General features: G+C 67.4%; 19 protein-coding genes. 16 read left to right on the top strand and 3 right to left on the bottom strand.

Going from position 1 to position 23,067, the window contains the following annotated elements; all coding sequences use genetic code 11:
- From AC3WTD_RS08145 to zipA, 12 genes are all read left to right on the top strand, one after another.
- On the top strand, nucleotides 1-921 hold the full coding sequence (locus AC3WTD_RS08145) for a phosphoglycerate mutase (RefSeq protein WP_492613489.1): 921 nt from the start codon (nucleotides 1-3) through the stop codon (nucleotides 919-921).
- On the top strand, nucleotides 918-2,726 hold the full coding sequence (locus AC3WTD_RS08140) for a single-stranded-DNA-specific exonuclease RecJ (protein WP_051257492.1): 1,809 nt from the start codon (nucleotides 918-920) through the stop codon (nucleotides 2,724-2,726). The genes AC3WTD_RS08145 and AC3WTD_RS08140 overlap by 4 nt, the downstream gene beginning before the upstream one ends.
- Before the next feature lie 66 nt (nucleotides 2,727-2,792).
- Complete coding sequence (locus AC3WTD_RS08135; protein ID WP_027491720.1) at nucleotides 2,793-3,158, top strand: SpoIIAA family protein; 366 nt, start codon at nucleotides 2,793-2,795, stop codon at nucleotides 3,156-3,158.
- A gap of 516 nt (nucleotides 3,159-3,674) precedes the next feature.
- Entirely contained in the window at nucleotides 3,675-5,342 is a 1,668-nt protein-coding gene (gene asnB / locus AC3WTD_RS08130; RefSeq protein ID WP_027491721.1) for an asparagine synthase B, read from the top strand.
- 153 nt (nucleotides 5,343-5,495) lie between these two features.
- Nucleotides 5,496-6,621 (top strand): peptide chain release factor 2 gene (prfB, locus tag AC3WTD_RS08125; RefSeq protein WP_492613488.1). Its coding sequence is split into 2 segments (ribosomal slippage): nucleotides 5,496-5,570 and nucleotides 5,572-6,621, totalling 1,125 coding nucleotides; the frame shifts between segments, so codons are not numbered across the junction.
- A 27-nt stretch (nucleotides 6,622-6,648) separates the two neighbouring features.
- On the top strand, nucleotides 6,649-7,008 hold the full coding sequence (locus AC3WTD_RS08120; RefSeq protein WP_492613487.1) for a hypothetical protein: 360 nt from the start codon (nucleotides 6,649-6,651) through the stop codon (nucleotides 7,006-7,008).
- A gap of 72 nt (nucleotides 7,009-7,080) precedes the next feature.
- Nucleotides 7,081-8,604 carry a lysine--tRNA ligase gene (gene lysS, locus AC3WTD_RS08115; protein WP_492613486.1) on the top strand — a complete coding sequence of 508 codons (1,524 nt, stop codon included), beginning with the start codon at nucleotides 7,081-7,083 and terminating at the stop codon, nucleotides 8,602-8,604.
- Nucleotides 8,601-9,095 carry a PaaI family thioesterase gene (locus AC3WTD_RS08110; RefSeq protein WP_492613485.1) on the top strand — a complete coding sequence of 165 codons (495 nt, stop codon included), beginning with the start codon at nucleotides 8,601-8,603 and terminating at the stop codon, nucleotides 9,093-9,095. Before lysS ends, AC3WTD_RS08110 begins: the two co-directional genes overlap by 4 nt.
- A 51-nt stretch (nucleotides 9,096-9,146) precedes the next feature.
- Nucleotides 9,147-9,449, top strand: a complete 303-nt coding sequence (locus AC3WTD_RS08105; RefSeq protein WP_027491726.1) for a YciI family protein — start codon at nucleotides 9,147-9,149, stop codon at nucleotides 9,447-9,449.
- An 8-nt stretch (nucleotides 9,450-9,457) separates the two neighbouring features.
- Nucleotides 9,458-9,703 carry a BolA family protein gene (locus AC3WTD_RS08100; RefSeq protein WP_027491727.1) on the top strand — a complete coding sequence of 82 codons (246 nt, stop codon included), beginning with the start codon at nucleotides 9,458-9,460 and terminating at the stop codon, nucleotides 9,701-9,703.
- A gap of 135 nt (nucleotides 9,704-9,838) precedes the next feature.
- Complete coding sequence (smc, locus tag AC3WTD_RS08095; RefSeq protein WP_492613484.1) at nucleotides 9,839-13,348, top strand: chromosome segregation protein SMC; 3,510 nt, start codon at nucleotides 9,839-9,841, stop codon at nucleotides 13,346-13,348.
- Between the two features lie 10 nt (nucleotides 13,349-13,358).
- A complete protein-coding gene (gene zipA / locus AC3WTD_RS08090; RefSeq protein ID WP_027491729.1) occupies nucleotides 13,359-14,345 on the top strand; it encodes a cell division protein ZipA in 987 nt (328 codons plus the stop codon).
- Between the two features lie 8 nt (nucleotides 14,346-14,353).
- On the opposite strand, the gene msrA is transcribed toward zipA, so the two are convergent.
- Together msrA and msrB are read right to left on the bottom strand one after the other, a co-directional pair.
- Nucleotides 14,354-14,863 (bottom strand): peptide-methionine (S)-S-oxide reductase MsrA, encoded by a 510-nt coding sequence (gene msrA, locus AC3WTD_RS08085; protein WP_492613483.1) that lies wholly within the window; start codon nucleotides 14,861-14,863, stop codon nucleotides 14,354-14,356.
- The gene (msrB, locus tag AC3WTD_RS08080) at nucleotides 14,860-15,309 is read right to left on the bottom strand and encodes a peptide-methionine (R)-S-oxide reductase MsrB (protein WP_492613482.1); all 450 of its coding nucleotides are present in this window, start codon (nucleotides 15,307-15,309) and stop codon (nucleotides 14,860-14,862) included. Before msrB ends, msrA begins: the two co-directional genes overlap by 4 nt.
- Nucleotides 15,310-15,842: 533 nt before the next feature.
- On the opposite strand from msrB, the gene lexA reads away from it, so the two are divergent.
- From lexA to AC3WTD_RS08060, 4 genes are read left to right on the top strand one after another with little or no spacing between them, the layout of a single operon-like run.
- The gene (lexA, locus tag AC3WTD_RS08075) at nucleotides 15,843-16,463 is read left to right on the top strand and encodes a transcriptional repressor LexA (protein ID WP_492613499.1); all 621 of its coding nucleotides are present in this window, start codon (nucleotides 15,843-15,845) and stop codon (nucleotides 16,461-16,463) included.
- Nucleotides 16,463-17,086 (top strand): translesion DNA synthesis-associated protein ImuA, encoded by a 624-nt coding sequence (imuA, locus tag AC3WTD_RS08070; RefSeq protein ID WP_492613481.1) that lies wholly within the window; start codon nucleotides 16,463-16,465, stop codon nucleotides 17,084-17,086. The genes lexA and imuA overlap by 1 nt, the downstream gene beginning before the upstream one ends.
- Nucleotides 17,087-17,098: 12 nt before the next feature.
- Nucleotides 17,099-18,502, top strand: coding sequence for a Y-family DNA polymerase (locus AC3WTD_RS08065; protein ID WP_492613480.1), 1,404 nt, complete (start codon nucleotides 17,099-17,101; stop codon nucleotides 18,500-18,502).
- A gap of 10 nt (nucleotides 18,503-18,512) precedes the next feature.
- Nucleotides 18,513-21,593: an error-prone DNA polymerase gene (locus AC3WTD_RS08060; RefSeq protein WP_492613479.1), complete on the top strand. Its 3,081-nt coding sequence runs from the start codon at nucleotides 18,513-18,515 to the stop codon at nucleotides 21,591-21,593.
- A 237-nt stretch (nucleotides 21,594-21,830) separates the two neighbouring features.
- Here AC3WTD_RS08060 and ligD read toward each other — a convergent pair whose 3' ends face one another.
- Nucleotides 21,831-22,901 (bottom strand): non-homologous end-joining DNA ligase, encoded by a 1,071-nt coding sequence (gene ligD, locus AC3WTD_RS08055; RefSeq protein ID WP_492613478.1) that lies wholly within the window; start codon nucleotides 22,899-22,901, stop codon nucleotides 21,831-21,833.
- Between the last annotated feature and the right edge of the window lie 166 nt (nucleotides 22,902-23,067).

Raw genomic sequence — 23,067 nt, 5'->3', positions numbered from 1 at the left:
ATGTCCAAGTCGGAGCGATCGCTGCAACTGTGGCTGCCCTCTTTGGCGCACGTCGAGCCGGCGCATCCGCTGCGTGCATGGTTGCCCCGAGCCGACCGACTGCCGGACGGCGGCATTGGCTACCTCGGCGGCCTGGGCGAATATTTTTCCGGCGTCGACGCGAGCGTGCCGGCCGCGGCGATCACCCGCGAGTTCCTTGCCGGCGATGCGGATGGCGAGGTCTGGCTGGCGGCCGATCCAGCATGGATACAGCCGGACATGAACGGCGTGCGCCTGCTCGCCTGCGGCCGCATGGGTCTGGACATGGATGAAGCACGTGTGCTGGCCGAGCCGCTGCGGCCGGTGTTCGACGAGGCCGGCATGCAGTTGGAGCTTTCCACGCCGGACCACTGGCACCTGCGCCTGCTGGCCGATACCCCGCTGCCCGGCCTCGCCGCGCCCGAGCAGGCGCTGGGCGAAGACCTCGCACAGCACCTGCCGCAAGGTCCGGAAGGACGCCGCTGGCGCGTGCTGCTCAACGACATCCAGGTTCTGTTGCACCAGCATCCGCGGAACGCCGCGCGGCAGGCGCGCGGCCAGTCGCCGGTCAACAGCCTGTGGTTGTGGGGTGGCGGGCGCCTGCCGCCGCCCGCGACCAGCGAGCTGGCGGGCGTGGTCAGCGATGACCTGCTGCTGCGCGCGCTGGCCGCACGTGCCGGCATTGCCCAGCAGTCGCGCGCGGCCGAGGCGATCGCCGGCGGCGGGGCCGGTTGGCTGATCGACCTGCAGGACCTGCCGCCGCAGGAGATTGCCACGCACTGGTGGCCGGCACTGCTGCCGCTGCTCGAACGCCAGTCCGTCGTGCTGCATTTCGCCGGCGGCGAACGCTGGCTGCACAAACCCCGGCACCGCTGGCGCCTCTGGCGCGGGGCAGGGCGTTGAGCGTGCTGCAACTGCGCCGGCGCGAGAGCAAGGGCGCGCCGCGTGGCTGGCCGGATTCGGTGCACCCGGTGCTGCAGCGGATCTACGCCGCACGCGGCGTGCTGGAACCCGGCCAGGCCGAGCACCGGCTGGCGCGGATGCTGTCGCCGCAGTTGCTGGGCGGCATGGCGCAGGCGGTCGAGCTGCTGGTTGAGGCGATCCGCGACGACTGGGCCATCCTGATCGCCGGCGACTACGACTGCGACGGCGCCACCGGTACCGCGGTGGCGGTGCGCGGGCTGCGCCTGCTCGGGGCGCGGCGGGTGGATTACGCAATCCCCAATCGCTTTGCGCATGGTTACGGTCTGAGCCCGGCCTTCGTCGCCTCGCTGCAGCCTACGCCGCAGCTGATCGTCACCGTCGACAACGGCGTGGCCAGCGTCGCCGGCGTGGCGGCGGCGCAGGCGCGCGGCATCAAGGTCATCGTCACCGACCACCACCTGCCGGGCGAACAGTTGCCGGCTTGCGACGCGCTCGTGAACCCCAACGTAGGTCCTGAGAAATGCGGGCAGGGAAGCCCGCTTTTTGACTCTCGCGTGCAGGACGCACGCATGAAAAACCTGGCTGGCGTGGGGGTAATGTTCTACCTGCTGCTGGCGCTGCGTGCGAAGTTGCACGGGCAGGGCGCGTTCGGCGCGGCGAAACCCGATCTGTCGCCGCTGCTTGACCTGGTGGCTCTGGGTACGGTGGCCGACCTGGTGCCGCTGGATTTCAACAACCGCGTGCTGGTCGAGGCCGGTCTGCAACGCATGCGCAGCGGCCGTGCCTGCGCCGGCATCGCCGCGCTGGTCGAGGTAGGCAAGCGCAGCCTGGCCACGCTGTGCTCCACCGACCTGGCCTTCACCGTGGGGCCGCGGCTGAATGCGGCGGGGCGCCTGGAAGACATGCGCCTCGGTGTGGCCTGCCTGCTCACCGATGATGCCGCGCAGGCGCGCCGCCATGCCGAACAGCTCGATGCGATCAACCGCGAGCGGCGCGATCTGCAGGCGTCGATGGTGGCCGAGGCCGAGCTGATGGCCGCCAGCCTCGGCCACACGGACGCGGTGGGCGTGGCCCTGTTCGAGCCGTCGTGGCACGCCGGCGTGGTTGGTCTGGTCGCCTCCAAGCTGAAGGAGCGGCTGCACCGCCCGGTGATCGCGTTCGCGCCCGCAGGCATTGAAGAGTGCGGCGAGGGATCGCCGCCTTTTGATTCTGGCGCACAGGAAGTGCGCACAGGTAACACCCAACTGCGTGGCTCGGCGCGGTCGATCCCCGGGTTCCACATCCGCGACGCACTGGCCGCGATCGACGCGCGCCAGCCTGGCCTGATCGAGCGCTTCGGCGGCCATGCGATGGCCGCGGGGCTAAGCCTGAAGGCCGACGACTACCCGCGCTTCGCCGCCGCCTTCGACGCGATCGCGCGCGAGCTGATCGAGCCCGAACGCCTGCAGGCCGTGCTCTATACTGACGGCGAACTGCCGCCCGGCGCCGCCACGCTGGCGCTGGCCCGGCAATTGCGTGAAGCCGGGCCGTGGGGCCAGGCCTTCCCCGAGCCGCTGTTCGACAACCTGTTCGACTGTGCCGGCTGGAAGCTGATGGGCGAACGTCACCTGCGCCTGCAACTGCGCGATCCGCGCGACGGCGCCGTGCACGATGCGGTGATGTTCAACGCATACCACGGGCAGCCGCCGCCACCCCGGCTGCGCGCGGCCTATGAGTTGACCATCAACGACTGGCAGGGCCGCGAAAGCCCGCGCCTGCTGCTGCGGCACATCGAGCCGGCCTGATTCCGCTTGCACGTTTTTCACGCGGTCGGGGCCAGACTGGGCTCACCCCGCTCATGGAGAACGCCAGTGATCGCCCTGATCGAAGGATTGCCACCCGGCACGCTCGGCTTCCGTGCCCACAGTCAGGTGACGACGGAAGATTACGAGAAGGTCATCGTGCCGGATGTCGAAGCGGCGTTCGCGCTCAACCGCAAGCTGCGCATGCTGTATGTCACCGCCGACGATTTCACCGGCTTCGACCCGGGCGCCCTATGGGATGACGCTAAGCTGGGCATGCGCCATTTCAGCGGTTGGGACCGCATCGCGCTGGTCACCGACGTGCCGTGGCTGCGCGGTACGGCGGTCGCCTTCAGCTTCGCCATCCCGGCGCAGTTTCGCCTGTTCCATGGCGCGGAGATCGAGGAAGCCACCCGCTGGGTCACGGTCCCTTGAACTCGCCCTTGGCGGGAGCCCGCTGGCGGGCGATGCTCTGGGACCAGGCTCGGGATGACCAGACGTTCGTCTGTTGAGAGCCGGGATTCGCAAAAGCCAAAGCATCGCCCGCGAGCGGGCTCCTACAGTGATTGGATCGCACCCGCACTTGCCAGACGCCGCGGAATCTGTTCAAGTTGGCCCATGCATTCCGTCGCTGCCAGCCATCTGAACCTTACCGCGCCTTCCGCGCGGGGCTTCGTGCCGGCCGGCAACAACAATAATCGCGCGAACAATAACGCCAACCGTTGGCGGGCCCGCGCGTAGCTGCAAGTTTCATCGAATACGCGAAAAGGCCCGCCCAGTGCGGGCCTTTTTTTGTGCGCGAATCCATCCGCGCAAGCGCAAAAACCGGCCATCCATGGCCGATGTTTCAACTTTGTGCGCGGTTCCATCCGCGCAAGAGCAACACCTGGCCAGCCATGGCCGACTCTTCACAAAAGCGGTATTCACCACCAGTAACTGAGGAACTTCACTATGTGTTCGATTTTCGGAATGTTCGATCTGCAGCCGGGCGACGACCTGGCGGCGCTGCGCCGGCAGGCGCTGGAGCTGTCGCAGCGCCAGCGCCATCGCGGGCCGGATTGGAGCGGGGTATTCGTCGATGCCGGGGTGATCCTGGTGCACGAGCGGCTGGCCATCGTCGACCCCGCCAGCGGCGCGCAGCCGCTGCGTTCGCGTGACGGCGCGCTGGCGCTGGCGGTGAACGGCGAGATCTACAACCACCGCGAGTTGGCATCCGGACTGGGCTACGACTTCACCACCGGCTCGGACTGCGAGGTGATCAACGCGCTGTACCGCGAGCAGGGCAGCGATTTCGTCGGCCGGCTCAACGGCATCTTCGCGTTTGCGCTGTGGGACGGCGCGGCGCAGCGTTACCTGATTGCGCGCGACCCGATCGGCGTCTGCCCGCTGTACTGGGGGCACGATGCACAGGGCCGCCTGTGCGTGGCGTCGGAGATGAAAGCGCTGGTCGGCGTCTGCGCGGACGTGGCGCCGTTTCCGCCCGGCCATGTGTACGACAGCGTCAGCGGCGAATTGCAGCGTTATTACGACAAGCCTTGGCGCGACTACGCCGCCACGCGCGGCCATGACGTGGCGGCACCGGCCTTGCGCAAGGCGTTCGAGCAGGCGGTGCATCGCCAGCTGATGACCGACGTGCCTTACGGCGTGCTGCTTTCGGGCGGGCTGGATTCCTCGCTGGTCGCTGCCTGCGCCGCGCAGTTCGCGCGCGAACGAGTCGAGGACGACGACCGCAGCGAGGCCTGGTGGCCGCGTCTGCATTCGTTCGCGATCGGACTGGAAGGCTCGCCCGACCTGGCCGCCGCGCAGGTCGCCGCCGATGCGCTGGGCACCGTACACCACGGCTTCGTCTATACCTTCTGGGAGGGGCTCGACGCGCTGCCGGAAGTGATCCGCCACATCGAGACCTACGACGTCACCACCATCCGCGCCGCCACGCCGATGTACCTGCTGGCGCGGCGGATCAAGGCAATGGGGGTGAAGATGGTGCTGTCCGGCGAAGGCAGCGACGAGATCTTCGGCGGCTACCTGTACTTCCACAAGGCGCCCTCGGCGGAGGCCTTCCACGAGGAAACCGTGCGCAAGCTCGACGCGCTGCACAGCTACGACTGCCTGCGCGCGAACAAGGCGATGATGGCCTGGGGCGTGGAGGCGCGGGTGCCGTTCCTCGACCTGGAATTCATCGACGTGGCGATGGGGCTGGATGCCGCGCGCAAGATGGCCGGCAACGGCAAGATCGAGAAGCACGTGTTGCGCGAGGCGTTCGACGGCGCCTTGCCGAAGGAAATCCTGTGGCGGCAGAAGGAGCAGTTCAGCGACGGCGTGGGCTATGGCTGGATCGACGGGCTGAAGGCACATGCGGAGCAGGCGGTCAGCGACCGCGAGTTCGCTGCGGCGGCGGCACGCTACCCGTTCAACACGCCGGCGACCAAGGAGGCGTATTTCTACCGGCGCATCTTCGAACGGCATTTCCCCGGCGAAGCCTGCGCGGCCACCGTGCCTGGCGGCAAGTCGATCGCCTGTTCCTCGCCGGCGGCGCTGGCGTGGGACCCGGCGTTCGCCAACGCGGCCGATCCGTCCGGGCGGGCGGTGAGAGGCGTCCACGCCCAGGCGCTGGCGTGAATTTGGCCGGCTGGTCGTAGGGCGGGCACTGCCCGCCCGCTTTTGACGGGTCATGACCAGGATCGGCGGGCAGTGCCCGCCCTACAATGCGAGGGCGCCTGCGGCAAACGGGTCTGTTATTCTTGTGCGCTTGCCTCCCACAATGATTTCGCCATGATCGAGACCAATCCCATCCATGCGCAGATCGCCGACCTTCGCGGTCGGGTCGAGTCGCTTAGGGGGTATCTTTGACTACGCTACGAAAAGCGAACGTCTGGAAGAAGTAACCCGTGAACTGGAAAGCCCCACCGTGTGGGACGACCCGGCCAACGCGCAGGAACTGGGCCGCGAGCGCGCCCGCCTGCACACCATCGTCCACGGCATCGACACGCTGACCGCCGGCCTGAATGACGCCGGTGACTTGCTGGAGATGGCCATCGCCGACAGCGACGACGAGACCGCGCAATCGGTGATCGACGACCTGACCAAGCTGGAATCGCAGGTCGGCAAACTGGAGTTCCAGCGCATGTTCTCCGGCAAGATGGATGCGATGAACGCGTTCGTCGACATCCAGGCCGGTGCCGGCGGCACCGAGGCGCAGGATTGGGCCGAAATGCTGCTGCGCATGTACCTGCGCTGGTGCGAGCACCGCGGCTGGAAGGTCGAGCTGATGGAAGTCAGCGGCGGCGAGGTGGCCGGCATCAAGTCCGCCACGTTCCGCGTCGAGGGCGACTACGCCTATGGCTGGCTGAAGACCGAGATCGGCGTGCACCGGCTGGTGCGCAAGAGTCCGTTCGATTCGGACAACCGCCGCCATACCAGTTTCACCTCGGTGTTCGTCTCGCCGGAAGTGGACGACAGTATCGAGATCGACATCAACCCGGCCGACCTGAAGACCGACGTGTACCGTTCGTCGGGCGCCGGCGGCCAGCACGTCAACAAGACCGAGTCGGCGGTGCGTATCACGCACATTCCCACCAACACGGTGGTGGCGTGCCAGACTGAGCGCAGCCAGCATGCGAACCGCGACCGCGCGATGAAGATGCTGGCCGCCAAGCTGTATGAACTGGAAGTGCAGAAGCGCAACGCCGAGAGGGATGCGCTGGAAGCCACCAAGTCCGACATCGGCTGGGGCAGCCAGATCCGCAACTACGTGCTGGACCAGAGCCGCATCAAGGACCTGCGCACCGGCATCGAGCGTTCCGACACCCAGAAAGTGCTCGACGGCGACCTCGACGAGTTCATCGAGGCGAGCCTGAAATCCGGCATCGAGGCCGGCGCCAAGCGCATCGACGCGTAAGTTCCGATCATTGACGAGGTGACCTGCATGAACGGCAAGAAGATCTGCATCATCGTGTTTGCCTGCACCGCACTAGCCGCCTTCGGCGTGGCTGCGCAGTCGACGCAAGGCGGCGCCGGCCAGGGCATCAAGCAGGATGCGAAGGACGTGGGCCACGGCGTCGCCAACGGCGCCCGCGATGTGGGCCATGCCACCAAGCACGTTGCCAAGAAGGTCGGCCATGGCGCCAAGGAAGCCGGCACCGGCATCGGCCACGGCGCGAAGAAGGCGGGCATCGCGGTCGGCCATGGCGCCAGGGACGCCGGCATCGCCATCGGTCATGGCGCGAAGGAAGGCTGGGAGGCTACCAAGGGCGCCACCAAAAAAGTGTTCAACAAGGGCGATTGATTGCCCCGATACTCCCTCCACCACGACACATGTGCCGGCCGGCCCGCGTGCGCCGGTCACCACGGAAGCCCCATGAGCGAAGTCACCGATACCCTGCCTGCCGCCGATGAGAACAAGCTGATCGCCGAGCGCCGCGAAAAACTCAAGGCGTTGCGCGGGCAGGGCATCGCGTTCCCGAACGACTTCAAGGTCGACAGCTTCGCCGGTGACCTGCAGGCCGAGTTCGCTGACAAGAACGTGCACACAGCCGAGGCGGTCGAGGCTGCCGCGCGCCGGGTGAAGATGGCCGGGCGCATCGTGCTCAAGCGCGTGCAGGGCAAGGTCAGCTTCGTGCAGCTGCAGGATTTCAGCGGACGCATCCAGCTGTTCATCCACCAAGGCACGGTGGGCGAGGCGGTCTACGAAGCGTTCAAGGGCTGGGATATGGGCGACATCGTGGGTGCCGAAGGCACGCTGATGCGCACCAAGACCGGCGAGCTCTCGGTGCGGGTCGACCAGCTGCGCCTGCTGACCAAGAGCCTGCGCCCGCTGCCGGACAAGCACCATGGCATGGCCGACGTGGAGCAGCGCTACCGCCAGCGTTACGTCGACCTGATCGTCACCGAGGAAGCGCGGCGCACCTTCATGCTGCGCTCGAAGATCATCGGCTACATGCGCCAGTGGCTGGAGGCCCCGGCACGCCGCTTCATGGAAGTGGAGACGCCGATGATGCACATCATTCCCGGCGGCGCCACCGCCAAGCCGTTCGTCACCCACCACAACGCGCTGGACCTGGACCTGTACCTGCGCGTGGCGCCGGAGCTGTACCTGAAGCGACTGGTGGTCGGCGGCTTCGACCGCGTCTACGAGATCAACCGCAACTTCCGCAACGAGGGCGTGTCCACCCGGCACAACCCCGAGTTCACCATGCTGGAGCTGTACCAGGCTTACGCCACCTACCACGAGATCATGGACCTCACCGAGAGCGTGATCCGTGACACCGCGCAGGTCGTGCTCGGCACCACGCAACTGGAATGGGACGGCGCCGCGATCGACGTCGGTCCGGTGTTCCGCCGCTGGCGCATGGAAGACGCCGTGCTGGAGCACAACCCGGAGATCCGACGCGAGGAGCTGCGCGACCGCGCGGCGATGGCCGCGCACGCCAAGCGGCTCGGCGTGCAGGTCAAGGACGGCTACGGCTGGGGCAAGCTGCTGCTGGAGATCTTCGAGAAGACGGTGGAACACACCCTGATCCAGCCCACCTTCATCATCCAGCACCCGGTGGAAGTGTCGCCGCTGGCGCGCGAGAACGATACCGACAAGGGCATCACCGACCGCTTCGAGCTGTTCGTCGGCGGCAAGGAGATCGCCAATGGTTTCTCCGAGTTGAACGACCCCGAGGACCAGGCGGCACGCTTCCAGGCCCAGGTCGACGCCAAGGACGCCGGCGACGACGAGGCGATGCACTTCGACGCCGACTACATCCGCGCGCTGGAAGTGGGCCTGCCGCCCACCGGCGGCTTGGGCATCGGCATCGACCGGCTGGTGATGCTGCTGACCGGCTCGTCCTCGATCCGCGACGTGCTGCTGTTCCCGTACATGCGGCCGGAAGCGTGAGCTTCGACACGCCCGCGCTGCAGGACCTGGCCGCACCCGACGGAGTCTGCTACGGCTGCGGCAGCGCCCATCCGCATGGCCTGCACATCAAGAGCCACTGGCACGAGGACGGCGTGCACGTGGTGAGCACCCATCTGCCGGGCGCCGATTTCCACGGCTGGCCGGGGCTTGTCTACGGTGGCCTGATCGCCATGCTGGTGGATTGTCATTCCAACTGGACCGCGATGGCCTACCACTACCGCGCCGAGCATCGCGCGCCGGACAGCAAGCCGCGCATCGACTGCGTCACCGGCAATCTCGGCATCAGGTTCCTCAAGCCCACCCCGATGGACGTGCCGCTGACGCTGAAGGCACGCGTGGAGGGCGAGGTCGGGCGCAAGACCCGCGTGCTGTGCGAGGTCTACGCCGGCGAGGTGATGACCGCGCTGGGCGACTCGATCTTCGTGCGCGTCGACACGGCGCAGCTGGCTGCGGCCGCGCGGAACGCCTGAGCGGCGGCGTGAGTTAAACTTGCGGTTTCGCCGAAACCCGGAGCCCGCATCATGTGGTTTGCCATCCTCGGAACGGACGTTGCCGATTCGCTGGAGAAGCGCAAGGGCGCGCGTCCGGCGCATATCGCGCGCTTGCAGGCGCTGCTGGACGAGGGGCGGTTGTTCGTTGCCGGCGCGTTCCCGGCGATCGAGTCCGAAGATCCGGGCCCGGCCGGTTTCAGCGGCAGCCTGATCCTCGCCGAGTTCCCGTCGCTGGCCGAGGCCCGCGCCTGGGCCGATGCCGACCCCTATGTGGCGGCCGGCGTCTATGCCCAGGTGCAGATCAAGCCATTCCGCAAGGCCTTGCCGGCGTGAGCGAGGCGATGATCGAACAAATCCGCCAGCGCCTGATCCAGGCACTGGCACCCACCGAACTGGAAATCGTCGACGAAGGCCACCTGCATGTCGGACATGCCGGCGAGGGCAAGGGCCATTTCCACGTGCGTATTGTCAGCCCCGCGTTCGCCGGGCTGTTGCCGATCCGCCGCCACCGCCTGGTTTATGCGGCGCTGGACGGGTTGATGGACAACGGAATCCACGCCTTGTCGATCGATGCGAAAAACAAGTAATTTTGAAACAACGAGTTATATAGAACTCTTCAGCTGTTACTTCACGCGGAAACGCATTGCAGCGCCGTCCCGCGTTTGGCACAGTGCCTTGTCGCCCGACTGCGCGGGCACTACCGATGACCCATTGACGACCGCATGCGCCTGACCACGATCAAACTCGCCGGTTTCAAGTCCTTCGTGGACCCCACCACCCTGCACCTGCCGAGCAACATGATCGGCGTGGTCGGCCCGAACGGTTGCGGCAAATCCAACATCATCGACGCGATCCGCTGGGTGATGGGCGAGAGCGCGGCCAGCCGCCTGCGCGGCGATTCGCTGACCGACGTGATCTTTTCCGGCTCGAATACGCGCAAGCCAGTGGGGCAGGCCACGGTCGAGTTGATCTTCGACAACGCCGACGGTTCGATCCAGGGCGAGTACGGCCAGTACGCCGAGATCTCGGTGAAGCGCCAGGTCACCCGCGACGGCCAGTCCGCCTATTTCCTCAATGGCGCGCGCTGCCGCCGGCGCGACATCACCGACCTGTTCCTCGGCACCGGCCTCGGCCCGCGCAGCTACTCGATCATCGAGCAGGGCATGATCAGCCAGATCATCGAGGCGCACCCGGAGGAACTGCGCACGCACCTGGAGGAAGCCGCCGGCATCTCCAAGTACAAGGAACGGCGCAAGGAAACTGAGAGCCGCATCAAGGCCACCCGCGAGAACCTCGACCGCGTGAAGGACGTGCGCGACGAGGTGGACAAGCAGCTCGAACACCTGCACCGCCAGGCCCGCGCGGCCGAGCGCTGGAAGGCGCTGAAGGAAGAACAGACGCGCAAGGAAGCCGAACTGCGCGCGCTGGAATACCGCGGCCTGAAGAGCCAGCATGACGGCGAGGGCGAAGTGCTCTCCGCCGCCGAGATCGAGATCGAGAAGCAGCTGGCCGGCCAGCGCCAGATCGAGGCGCAGCTGGAAAGCGTGCGCGAACGCCACACCGACGCCAGCGAACACCTGAACGCGGTGCAGGCCGAGGTGTACAAGGTCGGCGCCGAGATCGCCCGGGTCGAGCAGCAGGTGCGCTACAACAAGGAGACCGCCGAGCGCCTGCAGCGCGCCCACGGCGACGCCGAGCGCGAGCATGCCGAGCTGGCCGCGCACATCGCCACCGATCGTGATCAGGTCGAGGCGCTGCGCCTGGCGCTGGCCGAAGGCGAGCCGAAACTCGAAGCCCTGCAGCAGCTGCAGGACGACACCGCCGAAGCCCAGCGCAGCACCGAGGCGAAGCTGGCCGACTGGCAGCAGCGCTGGGACAGCCACACCCGCAACGCCGGCGAATCCAACCGCGCAGCCGAGGTGGAGCGCACCAAGCTCAACTATCTCGACCGCCAGGCGATCGACCTGTCGCGCCGGCGCGAGGCGCTGGAAGCCGAGCAGAAGGCCACCGACGTGGCCGCGCTGGACGCCGCCGGCCAGCAACTGGTCGACGAGCACGAGACCCAGCGCGAACGCGTCGAGACGCTGGGCAGCCTGCTCGACCAGCACAAGGGCGGCCACGAGAAGCTGCTGGAGGAAGAGCGCCAGGTGCAGTCGGCGCTGAACGAGGCGCGCCAGCAGCTGCAGGCTGCGCGCGGCCGACAAGCCTCGTTGGAGGCGCTGCAACACGCCGCACTGGGCCAGGAAGAAAACGCCGCCAGCGGCTGGCTGGCTCGCCTCGGACTGAACAAGTCACACCGCCTCGGTGAATCGCTGCAAGTCGAAAACGGCTGGGAACCCGCCGTCGAAACCGCCTTGAGCGGCTTCCTCGACAGCGTGCTGGTGGATGGTTCGCACGAGCTGGCCGCCGAATTCGAGGCGCTGGAGAACGCCGACGTGGCGCTGCTCGACGCCGCCGACGGCGGCGCCCACACCGCCGGTACGCTGGCCGCCCATGTGCGCGGTCCGGCGGCGGCACTGACCATCCTCGGCCACGTGCTCACCGCCGAGTCGCTGGGCGACGCGCACCAGCAGGTGGCCTCGTTGTCCGCGCTGGCGCCGTACCAGTCGGTGATCACGCGCAGCGGCGAATGGCTGGGGCCGGGCTGGGCGCGCGTGCGCCGCGCGCAGGGCAGCCAGGTCGGCGTGCTGGCGCGCGAGCGCGAGTTGCGCCTGCTGGCCGAACAGATCGCCGCACTGGAAGCGCAGCTGGAAACATCCAGCGAACGGCTCGACGCACTGCGCATCAGCAAGTTCGAGGCCGAGCGCGCCCGCGACGACGCGCAGCGCGAGCTGTACAACGCGCATCGCCGCCAGTCCGAGCTGGCCGGCCAGCTGCAGAGCCACCGCGGCAAGCTGGAAACCGCCCGCGCCCGCGCCGAGAAAGTCAGCGGCGAACTGGATGGTCTAGCGGCCCAGCTCGACGAACTGCAGGGTCAAACCCGCGAGGCGCGCGCGCGGCTGGATGAATCGGTCGGCCTGATGGGCGACCAGGAAGACCAGCGCCGCGAACTGGAGAACGAGCGGCGCACGCTGCTCGAAGCGCGCGAAGAGGCGCGCATGAACGCGCGCGAGGCTGCCGAGCAGTCACATGCGCTGGCCCTGGCGCTGGAGTCGAAGCGATCCTCGCTGGGCTCGCTGGAGCAGGCGCTGGGCCGCATGGACGCCCAGTTGCGCCAGATCGAGGCGCGCCGCGACGAGATCAGCGAACAGCTCGCCGCCGGCTCCGACCCGATCGCCGAACTCGAAGCCGAACGGCAAGCCTATCTGGACCAGCGCCTGCTAGTCGACAAGCAACTGGTCGAGGCACGCCGCGCGCTGGAAGACTGCGACCTCGAATTCCGCAAGCTCGAACAGCAGCGCCACCTGGCCGAACAGGGCCTGGCCAGCCTGCGCGAGGGGCTGTCCGAGAAGCGCCTCGCCGCCCAGGCGCTGCAGCTGCGCGCCGAACAGCTGGCCGCGGCGATCAACGCTTCCGGCCTCGAACTGGAGACCCTGCTGACCGAACTGGCCGCGGACATCGACGCGGAGCAGTGGCGCGCGCAACTCGGCGACCTCGGCCAGAAGATCGCGCGGCTGGAGCCGGTGAATCTGGCGGCGATCCAGGAACACGCCGAGCAGAGCGAACGCAAGACCTATCTGGACAACCAGCTGGCCGACCTCACCAGCGCGATGGAGACGCTGGAAAACGCCATCAAGAAGATCGATCGCGAGACCCGCCAGCGCTTCAAGGAAACCTTCGACAAGGTCAACGCCGGCGTGCAGGAGCTGTTCCCGCGCCTGTTCGGCGGCGGTCACGCCTACCTGGAGCTGACCGGCGACGATCTGCTCAACACCGGCGTGTCGATTATGGCGCGGCCGCCGGGCAAGCGGCCCTCCAACATCTCGCTGCTCTCCGGCGGCGAGAAGGCGCTCACCGCGGTGTCGCTGGTGTTCGCCATCTTCAACCTCAATCCCGCGCCGTTCTGCCTGCTCGACGAGGTGGACGCGCCGCTGGACGAGGCCAACGTGGGCCGCTTCTCCAACATGGTGCGCGAGATGAGCGAGAAGGTGCAGTTCATCTTCGTCAGCCACAACAAGGCCACCATGGAAGCAGCCAGCCAGCTGTGCGGCGTGACCATGCGCGAGCCCGGCGTGTCGCGCCTGGTGCAGGTAGACCTGGCCGAAGCGGCTAAACTGGCGGGAGCTGCCTGAGGACCTGATGATGACGTTGCAACCCGTGCTCGCCTTCGCCTGGAACCCTGCCGTCGGCATCCCGATGCTGATCGTTGGGGTGATCGTGCTGGCGCTGATCTGGCTGTTCGGCCAGCCGAAGAAGGAGCAGGGCAGGCGCAGGGCGATGCCGGAGCCACACGCCGGCGAGCGTCGTGAACCCACCCTGGGCGGGCCGGGGAGCGAACCGGGCGCAGGCGAACCCTTCATCGGCGATACGCAGCCGCAGCAGGGCGAGCTCGACGTCGGCCTGCGCGAGGAACTCGAGCGGCTGGGCGCCACACTGTCCGGCGAGCGCGCCAAGGCGCCCATGCCCGCCGCACCCAAGGCCAGATCCAGGCAGCAGCCCAAGCTGGCCGACCATGTCGCCTCGATCATCGACGCCCTGCGCGCGCCCAGCTCCGGCGAACCGGCGGCACCGGACGCCTTGCCTGCGGCGGAGGAGCCTGCTTTACCGGCGCAGGCGCCCGTTGCCGCGCCAGCCGCCGTTGCGCCGCCGCGTTCCGAGCTTGGCCGGCGCCCGGCGCAACTGCCGGTGGAGCGCATCGTCACCTTGTTCGTGGTGGCCCGCGACAACGGGCGCTTCCACGGCCCGGACCTGGTCGTGGCCGCCGAGAAGGCCGGCCTGGAATTCGGCGACATGGGCATCTACCACCGCCTGGTCGACGGCAAGCGCGAGCTGGGGCCGATCTTCAGCGTCGCCAACATGCTCAAGCCCGGCAATTTCGACCTGGCCCGGCTGGATGCCTTGCGCACGCCGGGGGTGAGCTTCTTCATGACCCTGCCGGCGCCGTTGCCGGCGCTGGACGCGTGGGACGCGATGCTGCCCACCGCGCAGCGCCTGGCCGAACTGCTGGACGGTCAGGTGCTGGACGAGGAACGCAACGCGCTTGGTCGCCAGCGCATCGCCCATATCCGCGACCAGCTGCGCGGCTGGGACCGCGACCACGAAGGCAAGGAAATCATCTTCGGGCGTTGATGTCCGGGTCAGCCGACCGCGTGGCGGTGCGGCAGTTTCCAGCCCGGCCGGATGAAATGGCAGGTATAGCCGTCGGGGTAGTGCTCCAGGTAATCCTGGTGCTCGGGTTCGGCTTCCCAGAAATCGCCGGCCGGCGCCACTTCCGTCGCCACCTTGCCGGGCCACAGGCCCGAGGCATCCACGTCGGCGATGGTGTCCTCGGCGATCCGCTTCTGCTCCTCGGACGTATAGAAGATCGCCGAGCGATAGGAACTGCCGCGGTCGTTGCCCTGCCGGTTCGGCGTGGACGGGTCGTGGATCTGGAAGAAGAATTCCAGCAACGTGCGATAGCCGATGCGCGCCGGATCGAACACGATCTCGATCGCCTCGGCATGGCTGCCATGGTGGCGGTAGGTCGCATTCGGCACCTCGCCGCCGCTGTAGCCGACTCGTGTCGAAACCACGCCGTCCAGGCGGCGGAGCAGGTCCTGCATGCCCCAGAAGCAACCGCCGGCGAGCACTGCGCGCTCGGTGCTCATCGCGTCTGCTCCACCTGGTCCAGGTAGTCGCCGTAGCCTTCGGCCGCCATGTCGTCGCGGGGGACGAAGCGCAGCGAGGCCGAGTTGATGCAGTAGCGCAGGCCGCCGCGATCGGCCGGGCCATCGGGAAAAACGTGGCCGAGGTGGCTGTCGCCGTGCACCGAGCGCACCTCGGTGCGGATCATGCCGTGCGAGGTATCGCGCAGTTCGTGGACGTGGGCCGGCTCGATCAGCCGGGTGAAGCTCGGCCAGCCACAAGGCGATTCGAATTTGTCGGTCGAGGCGAACAGCGGCTCGCCCGACACGATGTCGACGTAGATGCCCGGCTCCCGGTTGTGCAGGTACTCGCCGGTGCCGGGGCGCTCCGTGCCGCTTTGCTGGGTCACCCGGTACTGCTCGGGGCTGAGCCGCGACAACACCTCGGGATTCCTGGTGTAACGGGGCATGCGGAGCCTCCTGTCGTGATTCGGATGCAGGTGGAAGATGGCTGTTCCCGCGCACTTATCAAGGCAGCCGGTGAAAACGACGGAAGAAGAAGGCGCTTCGGATTCTCTTGCGATCGCGGGCTTCACAGAACACGTGCGTGCCCGCAGGTCGGCCATCAGGCGCATAAGCGCGAAAGGTGGGCAATGCATCAGCCGTCCTCTCATTTCTTGAGATGCCGAGGGAGGACGCTGGAGTCCGCCTCGTCTTCAAAACTGGATGCGATTAAAACTACAAGGTATTGATATATATATTAAAAGTATGATTAACCGACTTCTTGCTTGTCATCCCTGCGAAGGCAGGAAGCGCTTTTCAACAGACGAAGGTCTGGTCATCCAGCGCCTTTGCGTTCAACGGTTTGGAGGCGCTGGATCCCAGCTTGACCAGCCTCCGGCTGTTGAAAAGCGCCTCGCTGGATGACGAGCAAAATCAGAGCCTCCCCAGCAATATTTTTCTACTCTCAATTTTCACCTATTTAGGTGAAACTATGCGAACCATGACCATCCAGATCACGAATCGCCAGTTGAACGTCCTTGCCTTCATCCGCGCCCGGATCGAGCGCGATGGGCAGTCACCCACGCTCGATGAAATCGGCGAGGCATTGGGCATCGGCAACGTCAGCGCGGTGCTCAAGCACATCCGGTCGCTCGAAGCGAAAGGCCGCTTGACCATCGAACCCAACCACGCCCGCAGCATCCGGCTGGTACGCGAGCCCGATCCGCTGGATGCGGACACCATGGAGCTGCCGCTGATCGGTCGCATCGCGGCCGGCGAACCGCTGTTTTCGGAGTCACGGGTCGATCGCAGCCTGCGTGTATCCCGCTCGCTGTTCCGGCTGCGGCCGGACTACCTGGTGAAGGTGGTCGGCGATTCGATGCGCGAGGAAGGCATTCTCGATGGCGACCTGGTGGCGGTGCACGCCACGCCGGTGGCCCGTCATGGCCAGGTGGTGGCCGCACGCGTGGGCGGCGACCGTTTCACGATCAAGCGGCTGTACTGGAAAGGCGACGTGGTTCGCCTGCTGCCCAACAGCCCGGGTTTCCGCCCGATCGACGTGGACCCCACCGAAGACTTCGCGATTGAAGGCCTGTATGCAGGCCTGCTGCGGGGCAGCTGATGAACGCCGTGGTTCCACTTTCCGCCTTGCTCGATGCACGCCGGGTCTGGCGTGGCCGTGCTGCCGTGGTCCCAGCCGGCGACCAGCCCACCGGCTGGCGCGCACTCGATACCGTGCTGCCGGCGGGCGGCTGGCCCGACGCCTCGCTGTCCGAGATCCTGCTGCCCGCCGATGGCGTGGGCGAACTTCACCTGGTGCTGCCCACGCTGGCGCGATTGACCCGAAGCCGGCGCAACGTGGTGATCGTGTCGCCGCCATATGCGCCGTGTGTCGCTGGCTGGCAGCAGCAAGGCGTCGACATGCGCCAGGTGGACATCGTCGAGGCCCCTGAAAAGGACGTGCTTTGGGCGACCGAACAATGCCTGCGTTCGGGAAGCTGTGCCGCCGTGCTGGCATGGCCGCGGCAAGCCGACGATCGCGCCTTGCGTCGTCTGCAGGTGGCGGCGGCTACCGGGCAGGCGCTCGCCTTCGTGTTCCGTGATCGCTCCCATCTTTCCAACGCCTCGCCGGCCGCGCTGCGCCTGGAACTGGAAGCCTTGCCGCAGCCGCAGCTGTGGGTGCGCAAATGCCGCGGCGGGGCCGTGCCCACCCAGCCCGTTCCGCTGGCGCGACTTGCCGGTTGATGGCGACCGGACATGCTCTGGACCTGCATCAACCTGCCGCATCTGGCCATGGATGGGATGCTTCGACGGCGCCCCACGACGGGGCCGCTGGTGCTCGTCGACGGTCCGGTCAACGCCCGCACGATCGTTTCGGCCAATGAATCCGCACAGGCGGCGGGCCTGCATGTCGGGCAGCGGCTGAGCGCCGCCCAGGCGCTGCTGTCGAAGTTCGAGGCGATTCCGTACGACCGCGAATCGGTGGATCGCTGGCACCGCTTTCTCGCGGCCGTGGCCTACCGGTACAGCTCCGAGGTCAGCCTGCTGCCACACGCGATCGTGCTGGAGGTCAGCCGCAGTATGAGCCTGTTCGGGCCGTGGCCGCAGCTTGAAGCGATGCTGCGGGCGGATTTCGCCGGGCTGGGATTTCGCCATCGGCTGGCCGCGGCACCGACGGCTCACGCCGCGCATGTGTTGGCCACGGTCTCCGACGGGCAGGCGGTGCTGTCTGTCGATGCGCTGCGCCATGCCCTGCAGCGGGTGCCGCTCGCGAAGAGCTTTTTGCCGGCGAACGCCATCGCCGCGCTGCCCGGCATGGGCATCCGCAGCCTGGGACAGGTGCTGGCGCTGCCGCGGGATGGTCTGCGCCGGCGCTTCGGCGCGGAACTGCTGGATGCGCTGGATCGCCTGATCGGCGACCGGCTCTCCGGACTGGAGCTGTATCGTCCACCGGACACCTTCGACCTGCGCATCGAATTGCTCCACGAAGTGGAGAATCAGTCGGCATTGATCTTTCCGGTGCGACGCATGGCCGATGACCTTGCCGCCTATCTCGCCGGCCGCGATGGAGGCGTGCAGCGTTTCCTGCTGCGCCTGGAACATCGCGAAGGACGCTGTACCGATGTGCCGGTGGGGCTGCTGGCGCCGGAGCGCGAGGGCGCGATGCTGTTCGAGTTCGCACGGGGCCGGCTGGAACACGTCGTGCTCCCCGAGCCGGTGCTGGCGCTGCGCCTGATCGCGCGCGAGCTGCCGGCGTTCGTGCCCGCCGGGCGCGATCTGTTCGACGAACGGCCGGCGAATGCATTGCCGATCGGGCAGCTGCGCGAACGCCTGCGCGCGCGCCTTGGCGATCGGGCGGTCTATCGGTTGGGCAGCACCACCGATCCGCGTCCCGAACGCGCCCAGGCCGTGGCCGAATGCGGCGGCGTCCACGACGAGCCATCGCCGCGGCCCACCTGGCTGCTGGCGCATCCGCTTCCCCTGCGCGGCGCGGCGCCGCGCATCCTGGCCGGCCCCGAGCGGCTGGAAACCGGCTGGTGGGATGGCGCCGAAGCCTGCCGCGACTACTACGTGATCGAGACCTCGCTCGGCCAGCGGGCGTGGGCCTTCTGTCCGCCCGGCGAGCAAAGCGGCTGGATGCTGCAGGGCTGGTTCGCATGAGCCGGCTCGCATGAGCGATTACGCCGAACTGCATTGCCTGTCCGATTTCTCCTTCGGTCGCGGTGCCTCGAACGCGGCTGAGTTGTTCGAGCGTGCCAGGGCATGCGGTTACAGCGCGCTGGCGATCACCGACGAATGTTCGCTCGCCGGTATCGTGCGTGCATACCAGGCCTCGAACGAAACCGGCCTGAAACTGATCGTGGGTGCCGAATTCCAGCTCGAGGATGGCCCGAAGCTGGTGCTGCTGTGCGAGAACCGGCAGGGTTATGCCGAACTCTGCCGGCTGATCACGCGCGGGCGCCGTGCTTCGGGGAAAGGCACGTACCGGCTCACCTGCGCGGACCTGGAAAGCGGCATGCCGGGCACGCTGGCCTTGTGGATGCCCGGGCTGCAAGCGGACACCGCCCACGGCCGCTGGATACGCGCGACGTTTGGCGACCGCGCATGGCTGGCGGTGGAACTGCATCGCGGCCCCGACGACGTCGGGCGCCTGTGCGAACTGCAGGCGCTTGGCCACGCACTGGACCTTCCGCTGGCGGCCAGCGGCGACGTACACATGCACGTGCGCCGCCGGCTGGCCTTGCAGCACACGCTCACCGCGATCCGCCATCGCGTGCCGATCGCCGAGGCGGGCGCGCTGATCTTCCGCAATGGCGAACGGCATTTGCGCCGACGCGACGTGCTGGCCGGGATCTATCCCGCAGCCCTGATGCAGGAGAGCGTGCGCATCGCCGAACGCTGCACGTTCCATATGGGCGAGCTGAAATACGACTACCCGACCGAACTGGTGCCGGATGGCCACACGCCCGCCAGCTGGCTGCGCCAGCTGGCGGAGGAGGGCATCCGCTGGCGCTGGCCGCAAGGCGCGAGCGCCAAGGTGCGCAAGCTGATCGATGACGAACTGGCGCTGATCGCGTCGAAGCAGTACGAAGCTTTTTTTCTCACCGTGCACGACATCGTCCGCTTCGCACGTGGCGAAGGCATTCTCTGCCAGGGCCGCGGCTCGGCCGCCAATTCTGCCGTGTGTTTCGCGCTGGGCGTGACCGAGGTGGACCCGGAGGTGAACCACCTGCTGGTGGCGCGCTTCATCAGCGAGGACCGCGACGAGCCACCCGACATCGACGTCGATTTCGAGCACGAGCGGCGCGAGGAGGTCATCCAGTACATCTACGGGAAATACGGGCGCGAGCGCGCGGCGCTGGCCGCCACCGTGATCTGCTACCGCGGCCGCAGCGCGGTGCGCGACGTGGCCAAGGCGCTCGGCCTGCCGCTGGACCAGATCGACCGGCTCAGCGACGTCTTTGCGCGCGGCTGGGGCGACAGCAAGGCTGACGAACGCTTGCGCGAACAGGGTTTCGATCCGGACAGCCCGATCATCCGCCGCGTGCTGAAGCTCACGTACGAACTGCTGGGCATGCCGCGGCATCTGTCGCAACACGTCGGCGGTTTCGTGATCTCCGATACCTCGCTGAGCGAAATGGTGCCGGTGGAAAATGCGGCGATGCCCGACCGCACGGTGATCCAGTGGGAGAAGGACGACCTGGATTACATGCGCATGCTGAAGGTCGATTGCCTGGCGCTGGGCATGCTGACCTGTCTGCGCAAATGCTTCGGCCTGCTGGAAAGCGGGCATGGCGTGGCGAAAACCATCGCGACGATCGAGCCGGGTGACCGCGCCACCTACGAGATGATCCAGCGTGCTGACACCGTCGGCGTGTTCCAGATCGAAAGCCGCGCGCAGATGGCGATGCTGCCACGACATCGACCGGCGAATTTCTACGACCTGGTGATCCAGGTGGCGATCGTGCGCCCCGGCCCGATCCAGGGCGACATGGTGCATCCGTACCTGCGGCGCTGGAACAAGGAAGAAGTCGTCGATTATCCGTCACCGCAGTTCAAGGACGTGCTGGAACGCACGCTCGGCGTACCGCTGTTCCAGGAACAGGTGATGAAGCTGGCCATCGTGGCGGCCGACTTCACCGATGGCGAGGCCGACAAGCTGCGCCGCTCGATGGCCGCATGGAAACGTCATGGCGGGCTGGAGCCGCATCGCGACAAGCTGATGCGGGGCATGCTGAAGAACGGTTACACGGCGGCATTCGCTGCACGCATCTTCGAGCAGATCAAGGGCTTCGGTTCCTACGGTTTCCCCGAGTCGCACGCGGCCAGTTTTGCCAACCTGGTCTACGCCTCGTGCTGGCTGAAGTGCCATTACCCGGCGGCGTTCGCCTGCGCACTGCTCAATGCGCAGCCGATGGGTTTCTACGGGCCGAGCCAGATCGTGCAGGACGTGCGGCGTCATCGCGTCGCGGTGCGGCCGGTGGACGTACGTTTCAGCGACTGGGATTGCACGCTGGAACCTGACCCGCGCGGCCATGCCGATGCGCGCGCGATCCGGCTGGGCCTGCGCATGGTGCGGGGATGCTCCGAAGCGGCCGCGCTTCGCCTGATGGCGGCGCGCGGACGGCAACCGTTCGCTGACGTCACCGATCTGTGCTCGCGGGCCGGTCTCGATCGTCGCCATCAGGAACTGCTGGCTGATGCAGCGGCCCTGCGTGGACTGGCCGGTCATCGCCATCGCGCGCGCTGGGCGGTGGCCGGTGTCGAGCCACAGTTGCCGTTGTTCGGCAGCGAAAGCCCGGGCGAGCGGGCCGTGGCCTTGCCGTTGCCCACGCAGGCCGAGGACACGCTGGCGGACTACGCACGCGTCGGTCTCAGTCTGGGCGCGCACCCACTGCGGCAGATCCGCGCCCGCTTGAACGCGGCGCACTGCATGGACGGAAAAACGCTGCGCAGACAACCGCACCACAGTCGCGTGCGCGTAGCCGGGCTGGTGACGTCGCGACAGCAGCCGCAAACCGCCAGCGGCATCATCTTCGTGACGCTGGAGGACGAGCATGGCCTGATCAACGTCATCGTGTGGCGGCAAGTGGCCGAAGCCCAGCGTCGTGCGCTGTTGCAGGCACGGTTGCTGGCGGTGGAAGGGCAGTGGGAAAACGTCGATGGCGTCAGTCACCTGATCGCACATCGACTGCGGGACCTCACCCCGCTGCTGGGTGCACTGGATGCGCGCTCGCGGGACTTTCACTGAACGGCCGCCCGTCGTTGCACCGGCGCAGATGGTCGGGAGAACCGCGCGGGAACGCTCCGCGTTAGTGTCAGCCCTGCGAACCGCTGGCCGCCGGCACGCCTCGCGCGGCATGCGCAGCAGCGCGGAGGGATGCCAGGTGGCGAGCCCCGCGCCTGCGGGCCGAGTTCGCGCCATTGACCCCACTCCTCTTGGTACGGGGCCGTGGTGCATGGCGCAGTGCACGGCCCGGGAACGGCTTCAGCCGAACTTCTTGATTACCTGGTCGAGGTTCTGGCGCAGCGTGTCCACGCCCGCCCACGGGTCGGTGCGCAAGCGCGCCAGGCGCCTGGGCGCGGAGCGGATGTCGAAATCGCGGCCGCTTCTCAGCTTGCCCAGCTCGGCCCAACGCAGCGGCATGGCGACCGGCGCGCCGGGGCGCGCGCGCAGCGAGTACGACGCCACGCTGGTCGCGCCACGGCTGTTGCGCAGGTAATCCACGTAGATCAGGCCATTGCGGCGGGCCTTGCTGGCGGTGGCGACGAACTCCAGCGGATGGGCCTGCGCCAGTGTGTCGGCGAACGCCCGCGCGAAGTCCTTCACCTGCGGCCAGGGGCAGCCGGGGTTCAGCGGCACCACCACGTGCAGGCCCTTGCCGCCGGTGGTGCGCAGGAACGACTCCAGGCCGAGCTGCGACAGCAGCCGATGCACCAGCCGTGCCGCGGCCACCACGCGCTCCCAGCCCACGTTGTTGCCGGGGTCGAGATCGAACACCACGCGGTCGGCACGGTCGGGCTGCTCGATGGTCGCGCCCCAGGGATGGAACTCCAGCACGCCGAACTGCACCAGCTCGATCACCGAAGCGGCGTCGCGCAGGTAGATGTAGCTGGCCTGGGCGCCGGACTCTTCCTTCAGCCTCGCGCTGCCGACGTGCTTCAGACCCTGGATCATGTGCTTCTGGAAGAAGCAGGTTTTCGCCGTGCCCTCCGGACAACGGATCACCGACACCGGGCGGCCCGCTACGCCGGGCAGGAACCACTTCATTACGCTGGCGTAGTAATCGGCCACCTGCTGCTTGGTGATGCCGTCGTCGGGATACACCACGCGCTCGGGATGGCTGATGACGATGCCGCCGGCGGTCTGGCCAGCCTGGCGGCGCGTGGAGGCCTTGGCAGGGCGGGCAGGCGGGGTGCGATCGGTATCGGCCAGGTCCGCCGCGGTCTTGTCGGTACGCATGGTCTTCAGGCTCGGTTGGCGCAACAGGTTCTTGTTGCCGATGCCGCGGTAGTACACCTCGGCTACCGCGACCGGTACACGCCCGGACTCGCTCACATGAAACAGTCACTGGCGTGACTGTTTCATGTTCGGCCATCGGGCAACCGCTCCTGCGTTGCCTCAACTCGGGCATCGGGCAACCGCTCCCTGCGTTGCCTCAACTCGGGCATCCATGCCCTCGCCATGCCCTCGCCATGGCCGACCTGAGAGGTTGAAAAAATCA

The organism is Rhodanobacter sp. FW106-PBR-R2A-1-15 (assembly GCF_058789735.1).
This window is presented reverse-complemented; position numbering and strand designations above follow the sequence as displayed.